General features: G+C 60.8%; 13 protein-coding genes. 3 read left to right on the forward strand and 10 right to left on the reverse strand.

Translation table 11 applies throughout. From position 1 onward, the window contains the following. Positions 1-40 precede the first annotated feature (40 nt). From Asbog_RS08485 to Asbog_RS08495, 3 genes are all read right to left on the reverse strand, one after another. Positions 41-445 carry a response regulator gene (locus tag Asbog_RS08485; RefSeq protein ID WP_023978372.1) on the reverse strand — a complete coding sequence of 135 codons (405 nt, stop codon included), beginning with the start codon at positions 443-445 and terminating at the stop codon, positions 41-43. A gap of 78 nt (positions 446-523) precedes the next feature. Continuing rightward, positions 524-1,294, reverse strand: coding sequence for a trypsin-like serine peptidase (locus Asbog_RS08490; protein WP_062164796.1), 771 nt, complete (start codon positions 1,292-1,294; stop codon positions 524-526). Continuing rightward, positions 1,291-1,812: a cytidine deaminase gene (locus Asbog_RS08495; protein WP_343206277.1), complete on the reverse strand. Its 522-nt coding sequence runs from the start codon at positions 1,810-1,812 to the stop codon at positions 1,291-1,293. Before Asbog_RS08495 ends, Asbog_RS08490 begins: the two co-directional genes overlap by 4 nt. On the opposite strand from Asbog_RS08495, the gene lysA reads away from it, so the two are divergent. The 3 genes from lysA to Asbog_RS08510 all read left to right on the forward strand — a co-directional run bounded on the left by lysA (position 1,811) and on the right by Asbog_RS08510 (position 9,166). Further along, a complete protein-coding gene (gene lysA / locus Asbog_RS08500; RefSeq protein WP_231944547.1) occupies positions 1,811-3,112 on the forward strand; it encodes a diaminopimelate decarboxylase in 1,302 nt (433 codons plus the stop codon). The genes Asbog_RS08495 and lysA overlap by 2 nt on opposite strands. Before the next feature lie 2 nt (positions 3,113-3,114). Beyond that, entirely contained in the window at positions 3,115-5,814 is a 2,700-nt protein-coding gene (locus Asbog_RS08505) for a DUF4175 domain-containing protein (RefSeq protein ID WP_062164798.1), read from the forward strand. A gap of 388 nt (positions 5,815-6,202) precedes the next feature. Next, a complete protein-coding gene (locus Asbog_RS08510) occupies positions 6,203-9,166 on the forward strand; it encodes a TonB-dependent receptor plug domain-containing protein (RefSeq protein ID WP_062164799.1) in 2,964 nt (987 codons plus the stop codon). A 120-nt stretch (positions 9,167-9,286) separates the two neighbouring features. Here Asbog_RS08510 and uraH read toward each other — a convergent pair whose 3' ends face one another. From uraH to Asbog_RS08540, 7 genes are read right to left on the reverse strand one after another with little or no spacing between them, the layout of a single operon-like run. Beyond that, positions 9,287-9,619, reverse strand: a complete 333-nt coding sequence (gene uraH, locus Asbog_RS14540; protein WP_062164800.1) for a hydroxyisourate hydrolase — start codon at positions 9,617-9,619, stop codon at positions 9,287-9,289. Continuing rightward, on the reverse strand, positions 9,616-10,110 hold the full coding sequence (uraD, locus tag Asbog_RS14545) for a 2-oxo-4-hydroxy-4-carboxy-5-ureidoimidazoline decarboxylase (RefSeq protein WP_062164801.1): 495 nt from the start codon (positions 10,108-10,110) through the stop codon (positions 9,616-9,618). Before uraD ends, uraH begins: the two co-directional genes overlap by 4 nt. After that, positions 10,107-11,003 carry an allantoinase PuuE gene (puuE, locus tag Asbog_RS08525; RefSeq protein ID WP_062164802.1) on the reverse strand — a complete coding sequence of 299 codons (897 nt, stop codon included), beginning with the start codon at positions 11,001-11,003 and terminating at the stop codon, positions 10,107-10,109. The genes uraD and puuE overlap by 4 nt, the downstream gene beginning before the upstream one ends. Positions 11,004-11,023: 20 nt before the next feature. Next, complete coding sequence (locus Asbog_RS08530) at positions 11,024-12,601, reverse strand: gamma-glutamyltransferase family protein (protein WP_062164803.1); 1,578 nt, start codon at positions 12,599-12,601, stop codon at positions 11,024-11,026. Further along, positions 12,601-13,941, reverse strand: coding sequence for an AtzE family amidohydrolase (locus tag Asbog_RS08535; RefSeq protein ID WP_062164804.1), 1,341 nt, complete (start codon positions 13,939-13,941; stop codon positions 12,601-12,603). Before Asbog_RS08535 ends, Asbog_RS08530 begins: the two co-directional genes overlap by 1 nt. Continuing rightward, on the reverse strand, positions 13,938-14,111 hold the full coding sequence (locus Asbog_RS14255) for a DUF4089 domain-containing protein (protein ID WP_083510796.1): 174 nt from the start codon (positions 14,109-14,111) through the stop codon (positions 13,938-13,940). Before Asbog_RS14255 ends, Asbog_RS08535 begins: the two co-directional genes overlap by 4 nt. Beyond that, positions 14,108-15,550 carry an NAD(P)-binding domain-containing protein gene (locus Asbog_RS08540; protein WP_062164805.1) on the reverse strand — a complete coding sequence of 481 codons (1,443 nt, stop codon included), beginning with the start codon at positions 15,548-15,550 and terminating at the stop codon, positions 14,108-14,110. Before Asbog_RS08540 ends, Asbog_RS14255 begins: the two co-directional genes overlap by 4 nt.

The raw sequence follows: 15,550 nt of genomic DNA on the forward strand, positions 1-15,550 counted from the left end.
TCCGCTCATGCCTAATGTGTTGGTGACGGCGGCGCTGGCCTCAGTGCACCAACTGCGCCAACGCCGCACAGACGTCGCTCTCAAGAAAAGGCTTGGAAACGAAGAGGCTGCGCGGCGGCAATGAAAAGCTGTCCGGCGCCCTGCGGCCCGAGGTCAGGACAAACGCCACATCCGGACGTGTCCTCGACAAATGATGACCAAGATCGAGTCCAGTCATCGTGCTCGGCATCTCGAAATCGGAAAATACAGCGCGGATCTGGGGGTTCTTGCACAGCACTGCAAGCGCTTCGTCGGCGTCTTCGGCGGAGATCACGTTGTAACCTGCCTGCTCGATCATTTCCGAAACATAAAGACGCAGCAAGACCTGATCCTCAACAACCAGAACGGTCGGGGCAGCGCCGCCCTGCAAAGCATTGACAGATTTCAGGGATGAACTCGCGAACATGATTGCTACGTCTCCTGAGAGCCTTGAGCCATATCAACGAGAATTGAGGGCTTTGGTTTTCAGGATGACAGTCGTGTTCTACCTAACAGTTTTGTTAACAATCAATTCGTTAGCGAAACCGGCTGCCGTGCCCCCCTGTCCTTCATGTGCCGTGACATCAATACCGGCAATGGCCCAGCCGGTCCCCTCACGAATCAACAGCGGCGCGCCACTTGCTCCATGGGTCGCAGCACAATCGTGGTCGATCAACTGGCCTCGCACTCGAATCACATGGCAGTCCATGTCACCCATGGCAAGTTCCATGCGGTCTTGCTGATACCCGGCCAGCATCGCAGTCTGACCAGCGGTTGCCGCCACGATCGGCAGCAGATCCTGCGATTTCATGAGAGGCTGATCCAGTATGACGGTCGCATGATCGGCCTGGCTGGTGCGTAGCGGGTGAAACGGATCATAGGCTGGGGGAATGATGAACTTTACCCCTCGCGCCGTGGCCCGCCACGCTCCTGTGTCATAACCGAGCATGAAATGCACACTGGAAGGCTGCACGAAATTGGCAGCCTCATCACGCCACAGGCAATGAGCCGCTGTCATGATGACAGAGGGTGCAACGAGAAATCCGGTGCATTTCACACCGAGTTCGGTCTGCACACGTCCCAGAATACGCCAGGGCGTCCGGTTGACATCAACAACATGTCGCATGCCCGAACCGACACCCACCAAGGGGGATTTCTGCGGTCCTGCCGCCAAGGCCGCCCCCGGCGAAATACAGGCCAGTGCAGCAAGAGCGACACTCGCGAACAGCGTGCCGCAAACCCTGTGACGCGCCACCCACCCTGTTGCGGCCTTCATGACACTGCTCCGCCTGACACCTCATCCGTGCTCTGCGCAAGATGATCGGGCCCGAAAGACCACGGAAGCAGGGCTTCAAGCGTTGTCTCAAGCAGAGGCTTACCTTCCGTGTTGACGATCTTGATGGCCAGATCCGGCGCGCCAAATTCGCGCAATCTCTGGCGACAGCCTCCGCATGGGGTGCAGGGCGCTTCACCCGACCCGACAATCACGATCTCGTCGATCCGGCGCCCACCGGCCATGACCATTGCGGCAATCGCCCCCGCCTCCGCACAACTTCCTTGGGGATAGGCTGCGTTTTCCACATTACACCCGGCATGGATCGCCCCCTCACAGCGCAGCGCAGCCCCGACATGGAATCGCGAATAGGGTGCATAGGCTCGCTTGCGCGCGGCCAGGGCCGCCTCGATCAGGTCCCTGCTCATCAAATATCCTTCTCCCTTGCATAATCGCGGCTTGGAAGCCGCAGATTGCCCTTGTAGTCTGTCATTCATGACACGCCACGACCCTGATATCATGAACCTTCTCGCCTCTCGCCCCTCGTTGCATATGGATGGGCAGGATGGTCTGCTGTTTGAGGGGGTTCCCCTCCAGACAATAGCAAGCGCGGTTGGCACACCATGCTGGGTCACGGGCGCAGGGACGCTCAGACGGCGTACCCGCAATCTCAGGAAAGCCTTCACTGAGCGTGGCATCGACATATCGCTGCATTATGCGCTCAAGGCGAATGACCATCTCGCGACCCTGACCGTTCTGCATCAGGAGGGTTGTGGCGCCGATGTCGTGAGCGGTGGCGAGTTGCGCCGCGCTCTTGCCGCCGGAATCAGCCCGTCGCAGATCGTGTTCTCAGGTGTCGGCAAGACAGATGCCGAGCTCATGCTCGCCCTGCAGGAAGATATCGGCCAGATCAATGTGGAGAGCGTGGAGGAGCTACGGCGCCTTTCGCACCTTGCCCGCGCCTCCAGCCTCACGGCCCGGGTGGCCCTGCGCGTCAACCCGCATATCGATGCGGAAACCCACGACAAAATCAGCACGGGGCGACTAGGCGACAAGTTCGGAATCGACTGGGCCGATGTCCCGGCCCTCTACCGCGAAGCCAGCACCCTGCCGGGTATCGATATCCGCGGGCTGGCGACCCATATCGGCAGCCAGATACTATCGCCTGCCCCGTTCAAGGCCGCCTATGCCCGTATCGCCGAGATGGTGGTCGGTTTGCGCGAAGAAGGCCTAAGTGTTTCGGTGGTGGATTGTGGCGGCGGTCTGGGTGTGCGCTATCGTGACGAACTCGCTCCCCCCCCGGCCGCGCTCGCCGGGGCAATTGCCGAGACACTGGGCCATCTCGATCTGAAACTCGCCATTGAGCCCGGTCGCTGGATCGCAGCACCGGCCGGCGTCCTTCTGGCCTCGGTGATCGATCTCAAAGCCCAGCGCGAGGGTATTTCGGACTTCGTGATCGTGGATGCGGCGATGAACGATCTGGCGCGCCCAAGCCTCTACGGAGCCTGGCACGGCATCATCCCGCTTGCGCCCGATCTTGCCTATGCTGAAACGGCCCCCCAGACCGTCGTGGGGCCCGTTTGCGAGTCGAGTGACGTTCTGGCCAAGGACCGACTTTTGCCTGCGGTACGCACGGGCGATCAGATCGCCATTCTCGATACGGGGGCCTATGGCGCCGTCATGAGTTCGACCTACAATAGTCGCCCCCTCGCAGCACAGGTCATGATTGAAAACGGCCAGTGGCAAGTGGTGCGCAAGCGGCAACGGGTCGAGGCGCTCTGGGGTGATGACAGCATACCGGAGTGGCTGGATAGCGAATGAGCATGGCGCCGCCCGCACCGTCCTCCGGCTCCAGCCTTACGCTCGAAATACGCGTCCTCAAAGCGCGTCATCGAGCAAGACGTGTGCTCTGGCTCGAATCCGCCTGGTCTGCCGTCCAGCGCCCTCTGGCGCTCGTAGGTGCCTACGCCATATCGGGGTTGCTGCGCCTTCCGCAGTCCTTGCCGGACACGCTGCACGCCTTTCTGCTGGCGGGCGTTGCAGGAGGGGCCATCGCCCTTGCTGCCCGCAATCTAACGCGTTTGCCCCCGCCCTCACCCGCCCTCATAGACAGGCGCATCGAGCGGGCTTCCGGGTTATCGCATCAGCCTCTCGCCGCACTTGATGACTATCCGGCTGATGGCGAGGAAACCGCCCTGTGGCGCGTGCATATGGCCCGTCTGCGCGACAGCGTTGGGCGGTTGCGCACGGGCTGGCCACGACTGATCTGGACCACCGGCCTAAAATTCGGCTGGGCGGGATTCGGGATCTGCCTGATCGCGACACTCGCCCTGTCGGGTCCGGCGGCACCCTCGCGGCTCGAGGCCGCCTTCCTACCGGGCGTGGATGATATCGATGTCCCGTTGCCGCAGATCGAGGCCTGGGTCGACATGCCGGATTATGCCCCCGGCGCGCCCGTATTCCTGACGAACACCACCACGCCGCCACGCCTTCCGCAGGACGCGAAACTCACCATTCATGTCACCGGCGCACGCTCCGGCCCCCATCTTCTGGGTATCGAAACGAGCGATGTCGCCACGAAGCAACTCGATTCCGGAAGCTGGAGCTTCACGGCCAAACTCGCTCATAGCGGCAGGATTTCTGTCCGTTCACGTGGCCGGACGGTTGGCGAATGGCAATTCGAGATCGACCCCGACCTCGCCCCCGAGGTTGCGTGGACGTCACCACCAGCGCCCGTAAAAGACGGCACCGATCTTGCCATGCCCTGGCGGGTTGCCCAGGCACATGGCGTGGCGGGGCTACAGGCAGAAATCACACTCGAGGCCAATCCGGACAAGCCTGCGCTGAACGTACCCATTCCGCTCAAAGGGGTGCCCAACAAGGCAGACGGCACGTTCCAGAGCGACCTCACCGCTTCGCTATGGGCGGGAGAGGCAGTTGCGCTTCGGCTCAAGGCCACGAGCCGCAGTGGAAGGACAGCCTACAGCAAATCCGAGACGGTGACGCTTCCTGTCAGGGTGTTTCATGATCCTGCAGCCCGCGCCTTGGTGAGCCTGAGGCATCGTTTTGGGCTCGACCGCGAAACTCCCGCACAGACCGCCGATGAGCTGAGAGCGATTGCGAGCGCATTGCCGATGCAGGAGAAAGGCAGCATCCTCGCGCTCCTCTATGCCGCCGCCCAGCTTGAGGATCAGGATTCAGACGGAGCCCGAGAGAACACGATCGGGCTCACCTGGGCTGTCGCGCTGTATCTGGAAGACCTGCGCAACTCGGACCGCGACACGGCGCAGGCCAATCTGGAGATTCGCGCGGCGCAGAAGGCCGTGCAGGACCAGATCGCTCATATGCGTGCGCTGGGCCCTGCCGGGCATAGCGAGGCCGAGCAGCAGGAACTCGCCTCGCGCATGAAAACCCTGCGCGAGGCTCTGAGCCGACGCATGCAGGCCCTGATGCAACGCAGCATGCAGCTTGGTACGGTTATTCCCGACATCGGTGACTCACCCGATGATGGATCGGACCCGGTATCGAGGCTCATGCGCCGCCTCCAATCGGATGCGGCCAATGGCAATGCCGATCAGGCGATCAAAAGGCTGGACGACCTTTCGCGAATGGCCGAGCGTATGCGCACGGCTACCCCAGAGGACCTGGCGCAGATCGCCCAGCAGCTTCAGGCGCAGGCACGGGCGCGAGCCCAGAAAGCGACCCTGCATGATCTCGTCAAACGTGAAACCACCCTGCTCGACCATGCCCAGTCCCGCCTGAACCCTGGCCAGCGCGCCGCGCACGAGGCCATGCTGAACCAGAATGCCCCGGGGCAGGATGTCAGTGCCATGTCCACCGCTGAGTTACTCAAGCGCCTCGGGATGGCCCCGCCACCAGATATGGATGAGGCAGCGCCCCCCGCCCAGCCTCCCTCTCTTTCACCAGAAGAAATCGCGCTGCAGCACGAGGAGAGGCGCGACGATCATGCTGTCCAGCGTGCCCTGCAAATGGTGGCCCGTCTGCTCAATGACGACATCAAGGGCTTGACCGGCAAGACGATGCCGGGCCTGACCAAGGCCTATCAGGACATGAAGGCAGCGCGTGCAGCCTTGGCCTCAGCACAGGACGGACCCGCTGAAATTGCCATACGCAAGGTGCTGAAGGATCTCGCCGAAACTGGCCAGCAGATGAGCGAGGCACAGAAAGGCAAGAACCATGGCGGTGGACCGCTCGCCTTGCTGCCCACAATGGGAAGCTCGGGCCACGCCCAGGGTGGCAAGGACAAAAAAGGCCAGAGCCAGGCTGATAGCGACGATGACGACGACGGAGACGGCCAGTCCGGGAACAAGAGCGACCGCGATCCCCTCGGCCGTAAAACCGGTAAGGGCCATTCCGGCGCTGACACGGACGGCACAGTGCCGGAAGCAGACAGCCGCGAAAAAGCCAGGGAAATCGAGCGCGAGCTTCGCCGACGTGATGCAGATCGGACACGCCCCCAGAGCGAGCTCGACTATCTGGACAAGCTGCTGAAATCCTACTGAGCCACACGACCAGCATCTCCCGAATGCACGCCTCACCGGGCGCGGTAAAGGGATGCGCCGGCCAGCGCTATCCCGGCGGGTCCTTAATGAAATCTGAAGGTTAAGGAACGCCGTCGCCGAATCGCGTGATGGTGCTGCCGACCGTCTCTCTCCCGGGCTTGTACACCAGCCCGCCTGCGCAGAGCACCCAACCAAACCTTATCGGCTACCTCACCCTTCGCGCGAGGAACTGGGGGTAGCTCGCCGTTGTGGCAACAAAACGATGCAATTTTGCAACATCGCCCAAGTGGTTTGCAGCAACGTAACGTCACAGAACGATAACGACCTTGCAATAAAAAGATAGAAACCGCAGCCTTGTGAAACCAAGTTATTCCGAGGGCAAACTTTTATGAAAATCGTTAATTTGCAGAGACGAGGACGATTGCTGCTGGGCGCGGCCATCATCCTTTCCCCTGTCGTAACGAATGTCGCAGCCCATGCGCAGACGGCTGCAGCGACCACCCATCATCGCAAGGCGGCCAGGCACAGCACGGCTCGCAAGACCACCGCTCGTCCGGTCAACGGACCGCAGCTCGGCGCCCAGACAGCGCCCGCAGCCACGATGGTCCCCACACGCTCGCAGAACGCACTGCGCAATGTTGCGCCGGCAAGTGCTGTATCGTTCTCACAGGGTGGCAAGTCTGAGGAGTTGATTGTCGTCGGTTCGGCACTCACCACGGCCAATAATACCAGTGCCAATCCGGTACAGATCGTCACGTCCAAGCAGATCCAGCAAACAGGTGCGACGAACCTTAACGACTTCCTGTCGCGTCTGCCTTCAATCGGCGCCAGCGGAACGAGCAATAGCAATACCAATGGCGGCAACGGGGCGTCCTGCGTCGATTTGCGCAACCTGGGCCAAAACCGCGTCCTCGTTCTTGTCGACGGCAAGCGCACGACGCCGAACGGCAATAGCAACTGTATCGACCTCAACACCATCCCGGTACAGATGGTGCAGTCGATCGAAATCCTGAAAGATGGTGGCTCAGAGCTCTACGGTGCAGATGCCGTATCGGGCGTCCTCAACATCAAGTTACGTCATGATCTGAACACAGGGTCCGTCACAATTCGCGGCGGTATCACCGGTCATGGTGACAACCGCACCGGCATGATCTCCGCCATGAAGGGCTGGAACTTCGATCATGACAAGGGCAACCTGACGCTTGGTGGAAGCTATATGACGCAGGGCGGCGTGACACAGCGCGATCGCTCCTGGTCCAGGGTACCTCTTGGGGCGGTAGGGGCTTATCCGACCAACTCGAACCTGCAGGTCGGTTCAATCATCACACCCGGCGGTACGTATTTCGGCAGTGAGAACACCTATGTTGGTAATCTCGATAATGGATCGCTAAGCCCCTATAGCAAAAGCAAGCGTTATAACTATGCTCAAAACCAGTGGCTTGTGAATGCTCTGCAGGACTCCACCCTTTCAGGAGATCTGCATTACGAGTTCAATCGCCACTTCGACGTTTATTCCAACGTCCTCTACGCGCACCGTACATCGAAAACCCAGCTCGCCCCTGAACCGGCAATTGGCAGCGTTCCCCCCTCGCCTCTACCAAACGGCATCATTCTGCCGTCGGGTTATCCCGGCAATACGGCGGGAGAGGATCTTCAACTGTACCGTCGTCTGAACGAGTTCGGACCGCGCACCAATAATAATGCGAATGATACTGTCACCGGCATGGTCGGCATGCGTGGCGATATCGTCCACGACTGGAAGTACGATCTGTCTTACACCTACGGTGCCAGCCAGGTGACGAACGAACTGCAGGGCGTCGGAGACTACTCCAAGCTTCTCCAGGAATGGGGACTGGAGCCCTATGCTGACCCGAACGACCCGAACGGCGCTCTGGTCTATAATCCGAATTCCTGCGCAGGTTCACCGGGCTGCGTACAGTCCAACGCCTTCACGCGCCTCTCGCCGGGCGCTGTGCAATACGCCAATTATACGACGTATCAGCACACCATGTATCAACTCCGTGACCTGAACCTGCGCATCCACAATAACCATCTCGTTCATATGCCCTGGAAGGGCGGTGGCGACTTTGGTGTTGCGCTGGGTATGGAGCACCGTGGCGAACAGCTGAGCAATAACCCTGACCCGCTCGTTGTAAGCGGCTACTCCCTGACCAATACGGTAGAGCCTACCTCAGGTGGCTTTAACGTGACGGAAGGCTATATCCAGGGACATGCGCAGCTCCTCAAGGACGTTGCCTTCGCCAAGGACCTGTCGATCGACGGTCAGGGCCGTTACTCGTCGTACAACACCTTCGGTGGAGCCAAGAACTGGAAGGCAGGCATCGATTGGGCGCCCACGCGTGATATCCGTTTCCGTGGCACGATCGGCACTTCCTTCCGTCAGCCAAATGTGTATGAACTCTATGGCGGTGTGGGCCTCAGTTATGTCTCGGCTTCCGACCCCTGCGCCGGTGCAACCAGCCCTGGCCTTATTGCCAACTGCATCAAGGGCGGCGTGGCCAACCCCCAGAACTTCAATTCAGCCAATTCGGGCCAGGTTCCAACCTTGCAGGGCGGCAACGTGGCCTTGCGTCCTGAGACGGGTCGTACCTATACATTTGGTACCGTGCTCACGCCGCGCTGGATTCCTGGTCTCGCAGCCTCGGTTACATACTGGCACTACACGATCGGTGGTCTGATCAACTCGCTGCCAACACAGTACATCCTCAATCAGTGCTACGAGGGCGGCGTACAATCGTACTGCAACTCGATCGATCGCCTTTCGAATGGGCAGATCAACACGGTTTCGGCGCTCGACCAGAACCTTGGCGACCTGCTCACCAGCGGTATCGACTTCGACCTGAATTATCGCTGGAGAGTGACCCGGCACGACTCTTTCATCGTCGACAACAATTTCCAGCAGTTGGTCAAGTACAAGCAGCAGCAGCAGCCTGGCGGCGCGTATCTGAACCAGACAGGCGCCCTGTTCTATCAGAGTGGTGTCGGTCAGCCACGTGTGCGCGACTACGCCACTCTTACATGGCAGCACGATGCGTTCCGGATTTCCTACATGTTCCAGTATATCGGCGGCATGAACTGGAATGACGGATCAGCTTTCCTCAGTGAGGAAAACCCTGCTGCCAATGCCCGTATCAAGACACCTGCGATGGTCCAGCAGGATATCTCTATCGGTTATGCTTGGAAGCGCTGGAACTTTGAGGGTGGCGTGCAGAACATTGCTGGCAAGAACCCTCCTTTCGTTCTCAACGCAGCCTCGAACTCGGCTGATACCACCTACAACGGCTTCTATCTGGGCCGTTACATCTTCCTGCAGGCTGGTCTGAACTTCTGATCGCGCCGGGCGCGGAGCCCTGCTCCGCGTCATGGAAGAAAGACGACTAAAAAAGGGAGAAGGGCCTGCGCCTTTCTCCCTTTTTTCATGCGTATCCCGCGCCATACAGAATGACGCGTATCAACTTCCGCGATAGGTGGAATAGCCGAAGGGCGAGACCAGTAGCGGCACATGGTAATGCCCGGTTTTTGTCATGCCGAAATCGATCTGCACCACATCCAGAAAAGGCGGCTCGGGCAGATCATGCCCACGCCCCCTGAAATAGGTCGCCACGTTGAAGCGAAGCACATAAGCACCTGCCCCGACCGCAATATCCTTCAGGCCGGGACAGCGGCCATCCTCATTTGTCACACCCGAAAAGAGCACGCGATCATCATGAAGCAGGGTGATCGTCATACCCTGTGCGGGCACGCCCCCTGCCGTATCGAGAACATGGGTGGAAAGGCTGGTCATGATGCTGTCCTGTCCTTCAGTCTGAGCAATGCAATCTGGTCGATCTGACCGAGAGCCTCAGCCAGTTCCTCCTGCGGTGACTGCGCCAGCCGACGTTCTATCTCCTGACGCATACGCTCCTTGGTGGCCTGTCGGACACAGATGACGAAAGGCATGTCGAAACGTGCCTGATAGGCTTCGTTCAAAGCGCGGAAGGCGATGAATTCAGCCTCGCTCAACCTGTCGAGACCCGCCCCCTCCTGCTCGGCCGCCGAGAGTCTGCCCAGATCGGGGTCCACACCAAACTTACGTGCGAGCTCCGGATGGGCCTTGACCAGCGCTTTCTGCCTGTCGTGATCGGCATCAAGTATGATCTGCGATGTTGCGGCAATCATGTCCTCCGGGCCTGAAAAAGGCGCCTGAGGCCACGCCTCGGCCACGATCCAGGGCGTGTGCTCGTAAATATCGCCATAGGCCGATACGAATTCTTCCCGAGTGTTCGCGGTGATCATGCGGGGTGATGCTCCTGCCAGTGACGGGCGATATCGAGCCGTGTCGCAACCCATGCATCCTGATGGGCCTGAACATGGGCGATGAAACGTTTGAGCGCCAGCGCACGGGCGGGCCTGCCTGCAAGGCGACAATGCAGGCCGACAGACATCATACGCCCGCCCTCCTGATACAGCATGTCGAACGTATCACGCAGATAACGGAAGAACTGCTCGCCTTCGGTAAAACCATTGAGCGCCACGAGCTTCATGTCGTTCACATCGAGCGTGTAAGGCACGATCAGCTGCGCCCGGCCATAACGACGGTCGTAATAGGGCAGATCATCGGCATAGGAATCGGCATCGTAAACGAAGTAGCCTTCCTCGGCGACAATCCGGGCAGTGTTCGGGCTGGTACGACCCTGATACCAGCCCAGCGGGGCCTCTCCCGTGACCTCTTCATGCAGCCTGATGGCTTCCCGGATATGCTCACGCTCCATTGCTTCAGGGATGTCCTGATAATCGATCCATCGGTAGCCGTGGGACGCAATCTCCCAGCCTGCCTGCTTCATGGCCGCTACAGCATCGGGATTGCGGGCAAGAGCCATTGCCACACCGAAAACCGTGAGGGGTAAACCTGCCTCGGTGAAAAGCCGGTGGAGACGCCAGAAGCCTGCGCGAGAGCCGTATTCGTACAGGCTTTCCATCTGCATGCAGCGCGCACCGGTGATCGAACGGGTACCGACCATTTCCGACAGAAAGGCCTCGGAACCGGCATCGCCATGCAGAACGTTGTTTTCGGCGCCTTCCTCGTAATTCAGAACGAACTGGACGGCGATGCGGGCGCCGCCCGGCCATGCAGCCTCGGGGGGATTGGCACCATAGCCCAGCAGGTCGCGTGGATATGCCTGTGTCATGCCTGTTCGTTCTCTCCCATTCAAAGCGCCGCCACGCCGCCATCGCTGCGCGGGTCGGTGGCCCCTTCCATTGTGCCATCCTCATAGCGCCGAATGGCCCCGGCATGACCCATTGCCGTGGCAAATGGCGTCAGACTCTCGACGTCGTGACCAAGCGCGCTCAGCCCCTCTAGGATTTCCGGACCAAAGCGCGTTTCCATCTTGAGCGTTGTGGTGGTTTCACCCCAGGTGCGCCCCAGAAGCCAGCGCGGTGCCGTGATCGATTCCTGAAGGCTCAGCCCGGCAATGACGTTGCGCGCCGCGATGGCTGCCTGGGTCTGCGGCTGCCCCTCGCCGCCCATCGTGCCATAGGCGAGCAAGCTCCCATCATTGAGCGCGGCCATGGCGGGGTTGAGCGTGTGGAAAGGCTTGCGCCCAGGCACGAGGCTGCGCAGACGCCCGGGCACGAGGTCGAAACTGGCTCCGCGGTTCTGCCATACCAGGCCGCTCTCCGGCAGCACGATGCCCGAGCCGAATTCGAAATAAAGGCTCTGGATCATGCTGACGGCCCAGCCCTGCGAGTCCATCACGCCAAACCACGTGGTATCGCCCTGCTGGGTCTGATGGGGCCAGGGTGCCGCTCGGGTCAGATCAATGGAGGCCGCCATATCATCCAGAGCAGCCTGATCGGACAAAAGCGCCTGTGGAGAGGTTTCCATGATAGCAGGATCGGCAATCACGCGATCACGCCAGATGAAGGCGGCCTTTGTCGCTTCAACCCAGCGATGAATGTCGTCAACCGTATCAGCCCCGGTCACGCCCAGCCGTTCGGCCAGAGCCAGAATCAGCAGGGAAGCCGCGCCCTGCGTGGGTGCGACCATGTTGAAGAAACGACCATGATGCAGTGTGGTCTCGAGCGGTTTCGTCAGGAGCGCTTCATGGTGGTTGAGGTCGTCGCGGCTAACCGGCGAACCGCAAGACGCAAGATCAGCCGCGATCTGATCGGCCAGCTTGCCATGATAAAAATCGCCAAGACCGGCATTGGCGAGACGTCGCAATGTGCGCGCCAGCGCCGGATTGCTGTGCACGGCGCCCGCAATCGGCATATCGCCTTGTGGCAGGAACAGGCCACTGAAATTGGGCATGTAGCTCAACACGTCCAGATGGGCCGCCATAAGCCCGGCCATGCTTTCCGTAACCACCATGCCGCTCTCGGCGTGATCGATGGCGTCGGCCAGCAATGTCGAGAGAGGCAACGCCCCTCCTGCATAGGCGAGCGCTCGCGACCAGCCCGCAACCGTACCCGCAACTGTGTTGGCTGCCAGCCCGCCACGCCAGGGCACACTGTCACATTCCGCATAGAGTTCGGGAGTCGCGTTCTGGGCGAGCCTGCCGCACGCATCAATGGCCACGGTTTCGCCATCAGGGCGGCGAATGAGCCAGAAGCCATCTCCCCCAAGGCCGGTCATATGCGGATAAACCACCGACAGGGTTGCCGCCACGGCCACAGCTGCCTCGACCGCGTTGCCTCCTGCCTTGAGAATATCCCGCCCCGCCTGTGCCGCAAGATGATGCGGGGCGGTAACCATTCCCTTGCGGGAGCGTGCGCTGAAAAGCATCAATCCTCCAGAATACGGGCGCGAGCGACGCCAGCGCGTTCCAGCGCCTCACCGAGCGCGACAAGACGATCTTCCCGCCCCGGCTGCGCCACGAGTTGGACGCCAAGCGGCATCCCGCTACCGGTATTAGCGTCAATGGCCAGAGGCACTGTCAGGACAGGGAAACCGGCCAGAGTCAGGGGCTGGGTGTAAAGGCCGAGATTGGCACGCGCGGAAACCGGTTGACCACCAATTTCGATGACGGGTGTATCGATCCGCGGAGCCGGGCCGACCACGGCGGGTGCAACCAGAATATCCGCCTCAAGAAAGGCCTCATGCATGCGCTCACGAAACCAGTGACGGATCTTGTGCGCCCTGAAAACATGCGGCGCCGGGACAAGAGCCCCTGCGAGCAGGCGATCACGCACCGCAGGGTCATACTGCTCCGGGCTGTGACGCAGGCGATCGAGATGCAGCCCTGCCCCTTCGGATGCGCTGATGACAAATGCCGCGGCACGCGCCGTTGCAACCTCTGGCAGAACGATCTCTCTGCGTATCGACAGGGCCGTGCAGAAAGCTGCGAAAGCGGCTTCCATCTCCGGCGATATCTCCTGGGTAAACCAGCCACCAAGCCGCGCCATTTTCAGCCCTGCAACATCCACCCGCGCCAGAGATGACGCGCTCAGCACCTCCACCATCACCCGCATATCGGCAGCGCTTGCCGTGAAAGGCCCGACCGTATCGAGACTGGCGACAAAAGGATAAGACCCCGACACAGGCAGCAGGCCCTGTGTGGCACGCAGCCCCCACACGCCACAAAGCGATGCCGGCACACGAATCGAGCCGTTCGTGTCGGAGCCCAGGGAGAGCGGGAAATATCCCGCAGCGACGCCTGCCGCAGACCCGCCGGAAGACCCACCGGCGAGACGCGCACTGTCATGCGGGTTTTTCGTCATGCCATAATGGGCATTGTCTGTCGCAAAACCGTAGGCAAATTCATCCATATTGGTCGTGGCGAGCGGTATGGCACCAGCCTCGATCAGCCTGCTGACCAGCAGCGCATCGCAATCGGCCGGCGCTTCGCTGGCCAGCACCTTCGACCCCGCCGTAGTGACCAGACCTTGCACATCAAACAGGTCCTTGATGCCAAAAGGCACACCCGCCAGCGGTCCGGGGTCGATCCCCTCGGCCACAAGAGCATCGATGCGGCGCGCCTGATTGAGCGCCCGCTCCGACAGCAGGCGCGTGACAGCATTGATGGTGCCATCGCGCTGGGTGACACGGTCGAGGCAGCTCTCGATCAGGTCAAAGGCGCTGCGTTCGCCCGATCTGACAGCGCGCGCAATCTCGGTGGCGTTCATGGATGATACTCGAAAGCGGGCTCAAAGCGCTCCGGCAGATCGAGCGACAGGACGAGATTCTGGTACCGGGCGAGCAGGGCGAGATTCTCCAGCACGCCGGGTTGGCAATCGATCGGAATCGTCAGATCGAGCGCAGCCGCACGCGCATTGAGCGTAGCCTCATCAATCATGCCTGCTCCTCACCCTCCCGACCGAGACTGACGAGTTCCTCCGCGTCATAGGCGAGCAGGCTCTCAAGGTGCTTTTCACCGTCCTGGACGAACAGATCGCAGGCGATCGAGCGGGCCAGACGGTCCACGCCATAGCGCATGCCGCTGATCGAGGCACCCGAAAGCCCCATGCTCGGCGTCGCTGCAAAGGTGAAGTTATAGATCGCCCCCAGCATGGCGGCATCCGGATGAGCCGGGTCGCGCGGCAGGAACTGGCTCTGCGGGCCAAGATAGGGATAGGAGTCCAGAACAGCGCTTTCCTCGCCCTCTGGGGCCTCGAACCGATCGCGCCACAGCGCAACGTTTCCGGCAAACGAGGCTGTTTCCGGCCGCTTGCTGAAATCGATCACGAAGCCGGTGCCGATAATCAGGAAGTCAAATTCCATCGTCCCGTGAGGCGTATCGACGGTGATGGTCTCACCCTCACAGCGCGCGCCCAGCCAAGGGGTATCGCCATGGAAGCTGAACCCGTCATGACGGCTGCAACGCCAGAACGTATCCTGCGGCGGCGGCTGATTGAGGTCGAAGATGCGACGCATGAAGCGCCAGCGTGTCAGATCGGGCAGCGCCGGGAAATGGGCCAGGAACCCCGCATTTTCCATCCAGCGATACGGGTTGATGCGCGGCAGGGTCTTGCGGCGTATGCAGACGGCAACCGAACTGGCACCAGCTTCCAGCGCGGTCGCCGCATTATCGAAGGCCGAGGCGCCACCGCCGAGCACACCGACACGCTTGCCACGCAACGCCTCGAAATCGATCGGCTGATGCGTGTGGGCGTAGAGATGGCTGGGCACCGCCTCGCGTATGAATTCCGGCACATGCCATGACCCGCTGCCCTCAATGCCGGTCGCCAGCACGAGGCGGCGAGCCCAGACGTAAGAGATATCTCCCTCCTGCGAGCGGAACTGAAGATGCAGCAGGCCATCCTGCCAGACAACATCAACCAGTTCACGGTCATGCTCTACAGGCAGGGCAAGTGTCTCCTCATACCAGTCGAGATAGGCCTGCCAGTCGCGTCGGTCGATCTTGCCCAGCGACTCCCATGCATCCTTGCCATAACGCGCCTCAAACCAGCTTCGCGGCGTCAGTGAGGGGATGCCGAGATCGGGGCCAGTCACATGCTTGGGCGTACGCAGCGTGATCATACGGGCAAAAGTAACCCAGGGTCCCGCCTGCCCCTTTTTTGCGCGCTCGAATACCCGGACGTTATGCACGCCAATGCGACGCAGAGCGAAAGAGGTCGAGAGACCTCCCTGCCCGCCACCGATCACCGCAACATCGAGCACCGGCTCACCATGATGGGTCAGCGTGGACGAGACCCAGGGACCCGACGCATAGGCGATTTTCTGAAGATCCTCATGAACCCGGTCGGCGAGGTCACGGAGCGCTTTGTTCTGCAT

The organism is Asaia bogorensis NBRC 16594 (assembly GCF_001547995.1).
GTDB lineage: Bacteria > Pseudomonadota > Alphaproteobacteria > Acetobacterales > Acetobacteraceae > Asaia > Asaia bogorensis.

What these genes read in the sequence shown, in the direction of transcription:
- Asbog_RS08485 (WP_023978372.1), bottom strand. Translation starts at nt 445, where the DNA reads ATGTTCGCGAGTTCATCCCTGAAATCTGTCAATGCTTTGCAGGGCGGC.
- Asbog_RS08490 (WP_062164796.1), bottom strand. Translation starts at nt 1,294, where the DNA reads ATGAAGGCCGCAACAGGGTGGGTGGCGCGTCACAGGGTTTGCGGCACG.
- lysA (WP_231944547.1), top strand. Translation starts at nt 1,811, where the DNA reads ATGAACCTTCTCGCCTCTCGCCCCTCGTTGCATATGGATGGGCAGGAT.
- Asbog_RS08495 (WP_343206277.1), bottom strand. Translation starts at nt 1,812, where the DNA reads ATGATATCAGGGTCGTGGCGTGTCATGAATGACAGACTACAAGGGCAA.
- Asbog_RS08505 (WP_062164798.1), top strand. Translation starts at nt 3,115, where the DNA reads ATGGCGCCGCCCGCACCGTCCTCCGGCTCCAGCCTTACGCTCGAAATA.
- Asbog_RS08510 (WP_062164799.1), top strand. Translation starts at nt 6,203, where the DNA reads ATGAAAATCGTTAATTTGCAGAGACGAGGACGATTGCTGCTGGGCGCG.
- uraH (WP_062164800.1), bottom strand. Translation starts at nt 9,619, where the DNA reads ATGACCAGCCTTTCCACCCATGTTCTCGATACGGCAGGGGGCGTGCCC.
- uraD (WP_062164801.1), bottom strand. Translation starts at nt 10,110, where the DNA reads ATGATCACCGCGAACACTCGGGAAGAATTCGTATCGGCCTATGGCGAT.
- puuE (WP_062164802.1), bottom strand. Translation starts at nt 11,003, where the DNA reads ATGACACAGGCATATCCACGCGACCTGCTGGGCTATGGTGCCAATCCC.
- Asbog_RS08530 (WP_062164803.1), bottom strand. Translation starts at nt 12,601, where the DNA reads ATGCTTTTCAGCGCACGCTCCCGCAAGGGAATGGTTACCGCCCCGCAT.
- Asbog_RS08535 (WP_062164804.1), bottom strand. Translation starts at nt 13,941, where the DNA reads ATGAACGCCACCGAGATTGCGCGCGCTGTCAGATCGGGCGAACGCAGC.
- Asbog_RS14255 (WP_083510796.1), bottom strand. Translation starts at nt 14,111, where the DNA reads ATGATTGATGAGGCTACGCTCAATGCGCGTGCGGCTGCGCTCGATCTG.
- Asbog_RS08540 (WP_062164805.1), bottom strand. Translation starts at nt 15,550, where the DNA reads ATGCAGAACAAAGCGCTCCGTGACCTCGCCGACCGGGTTCATGAGGAT.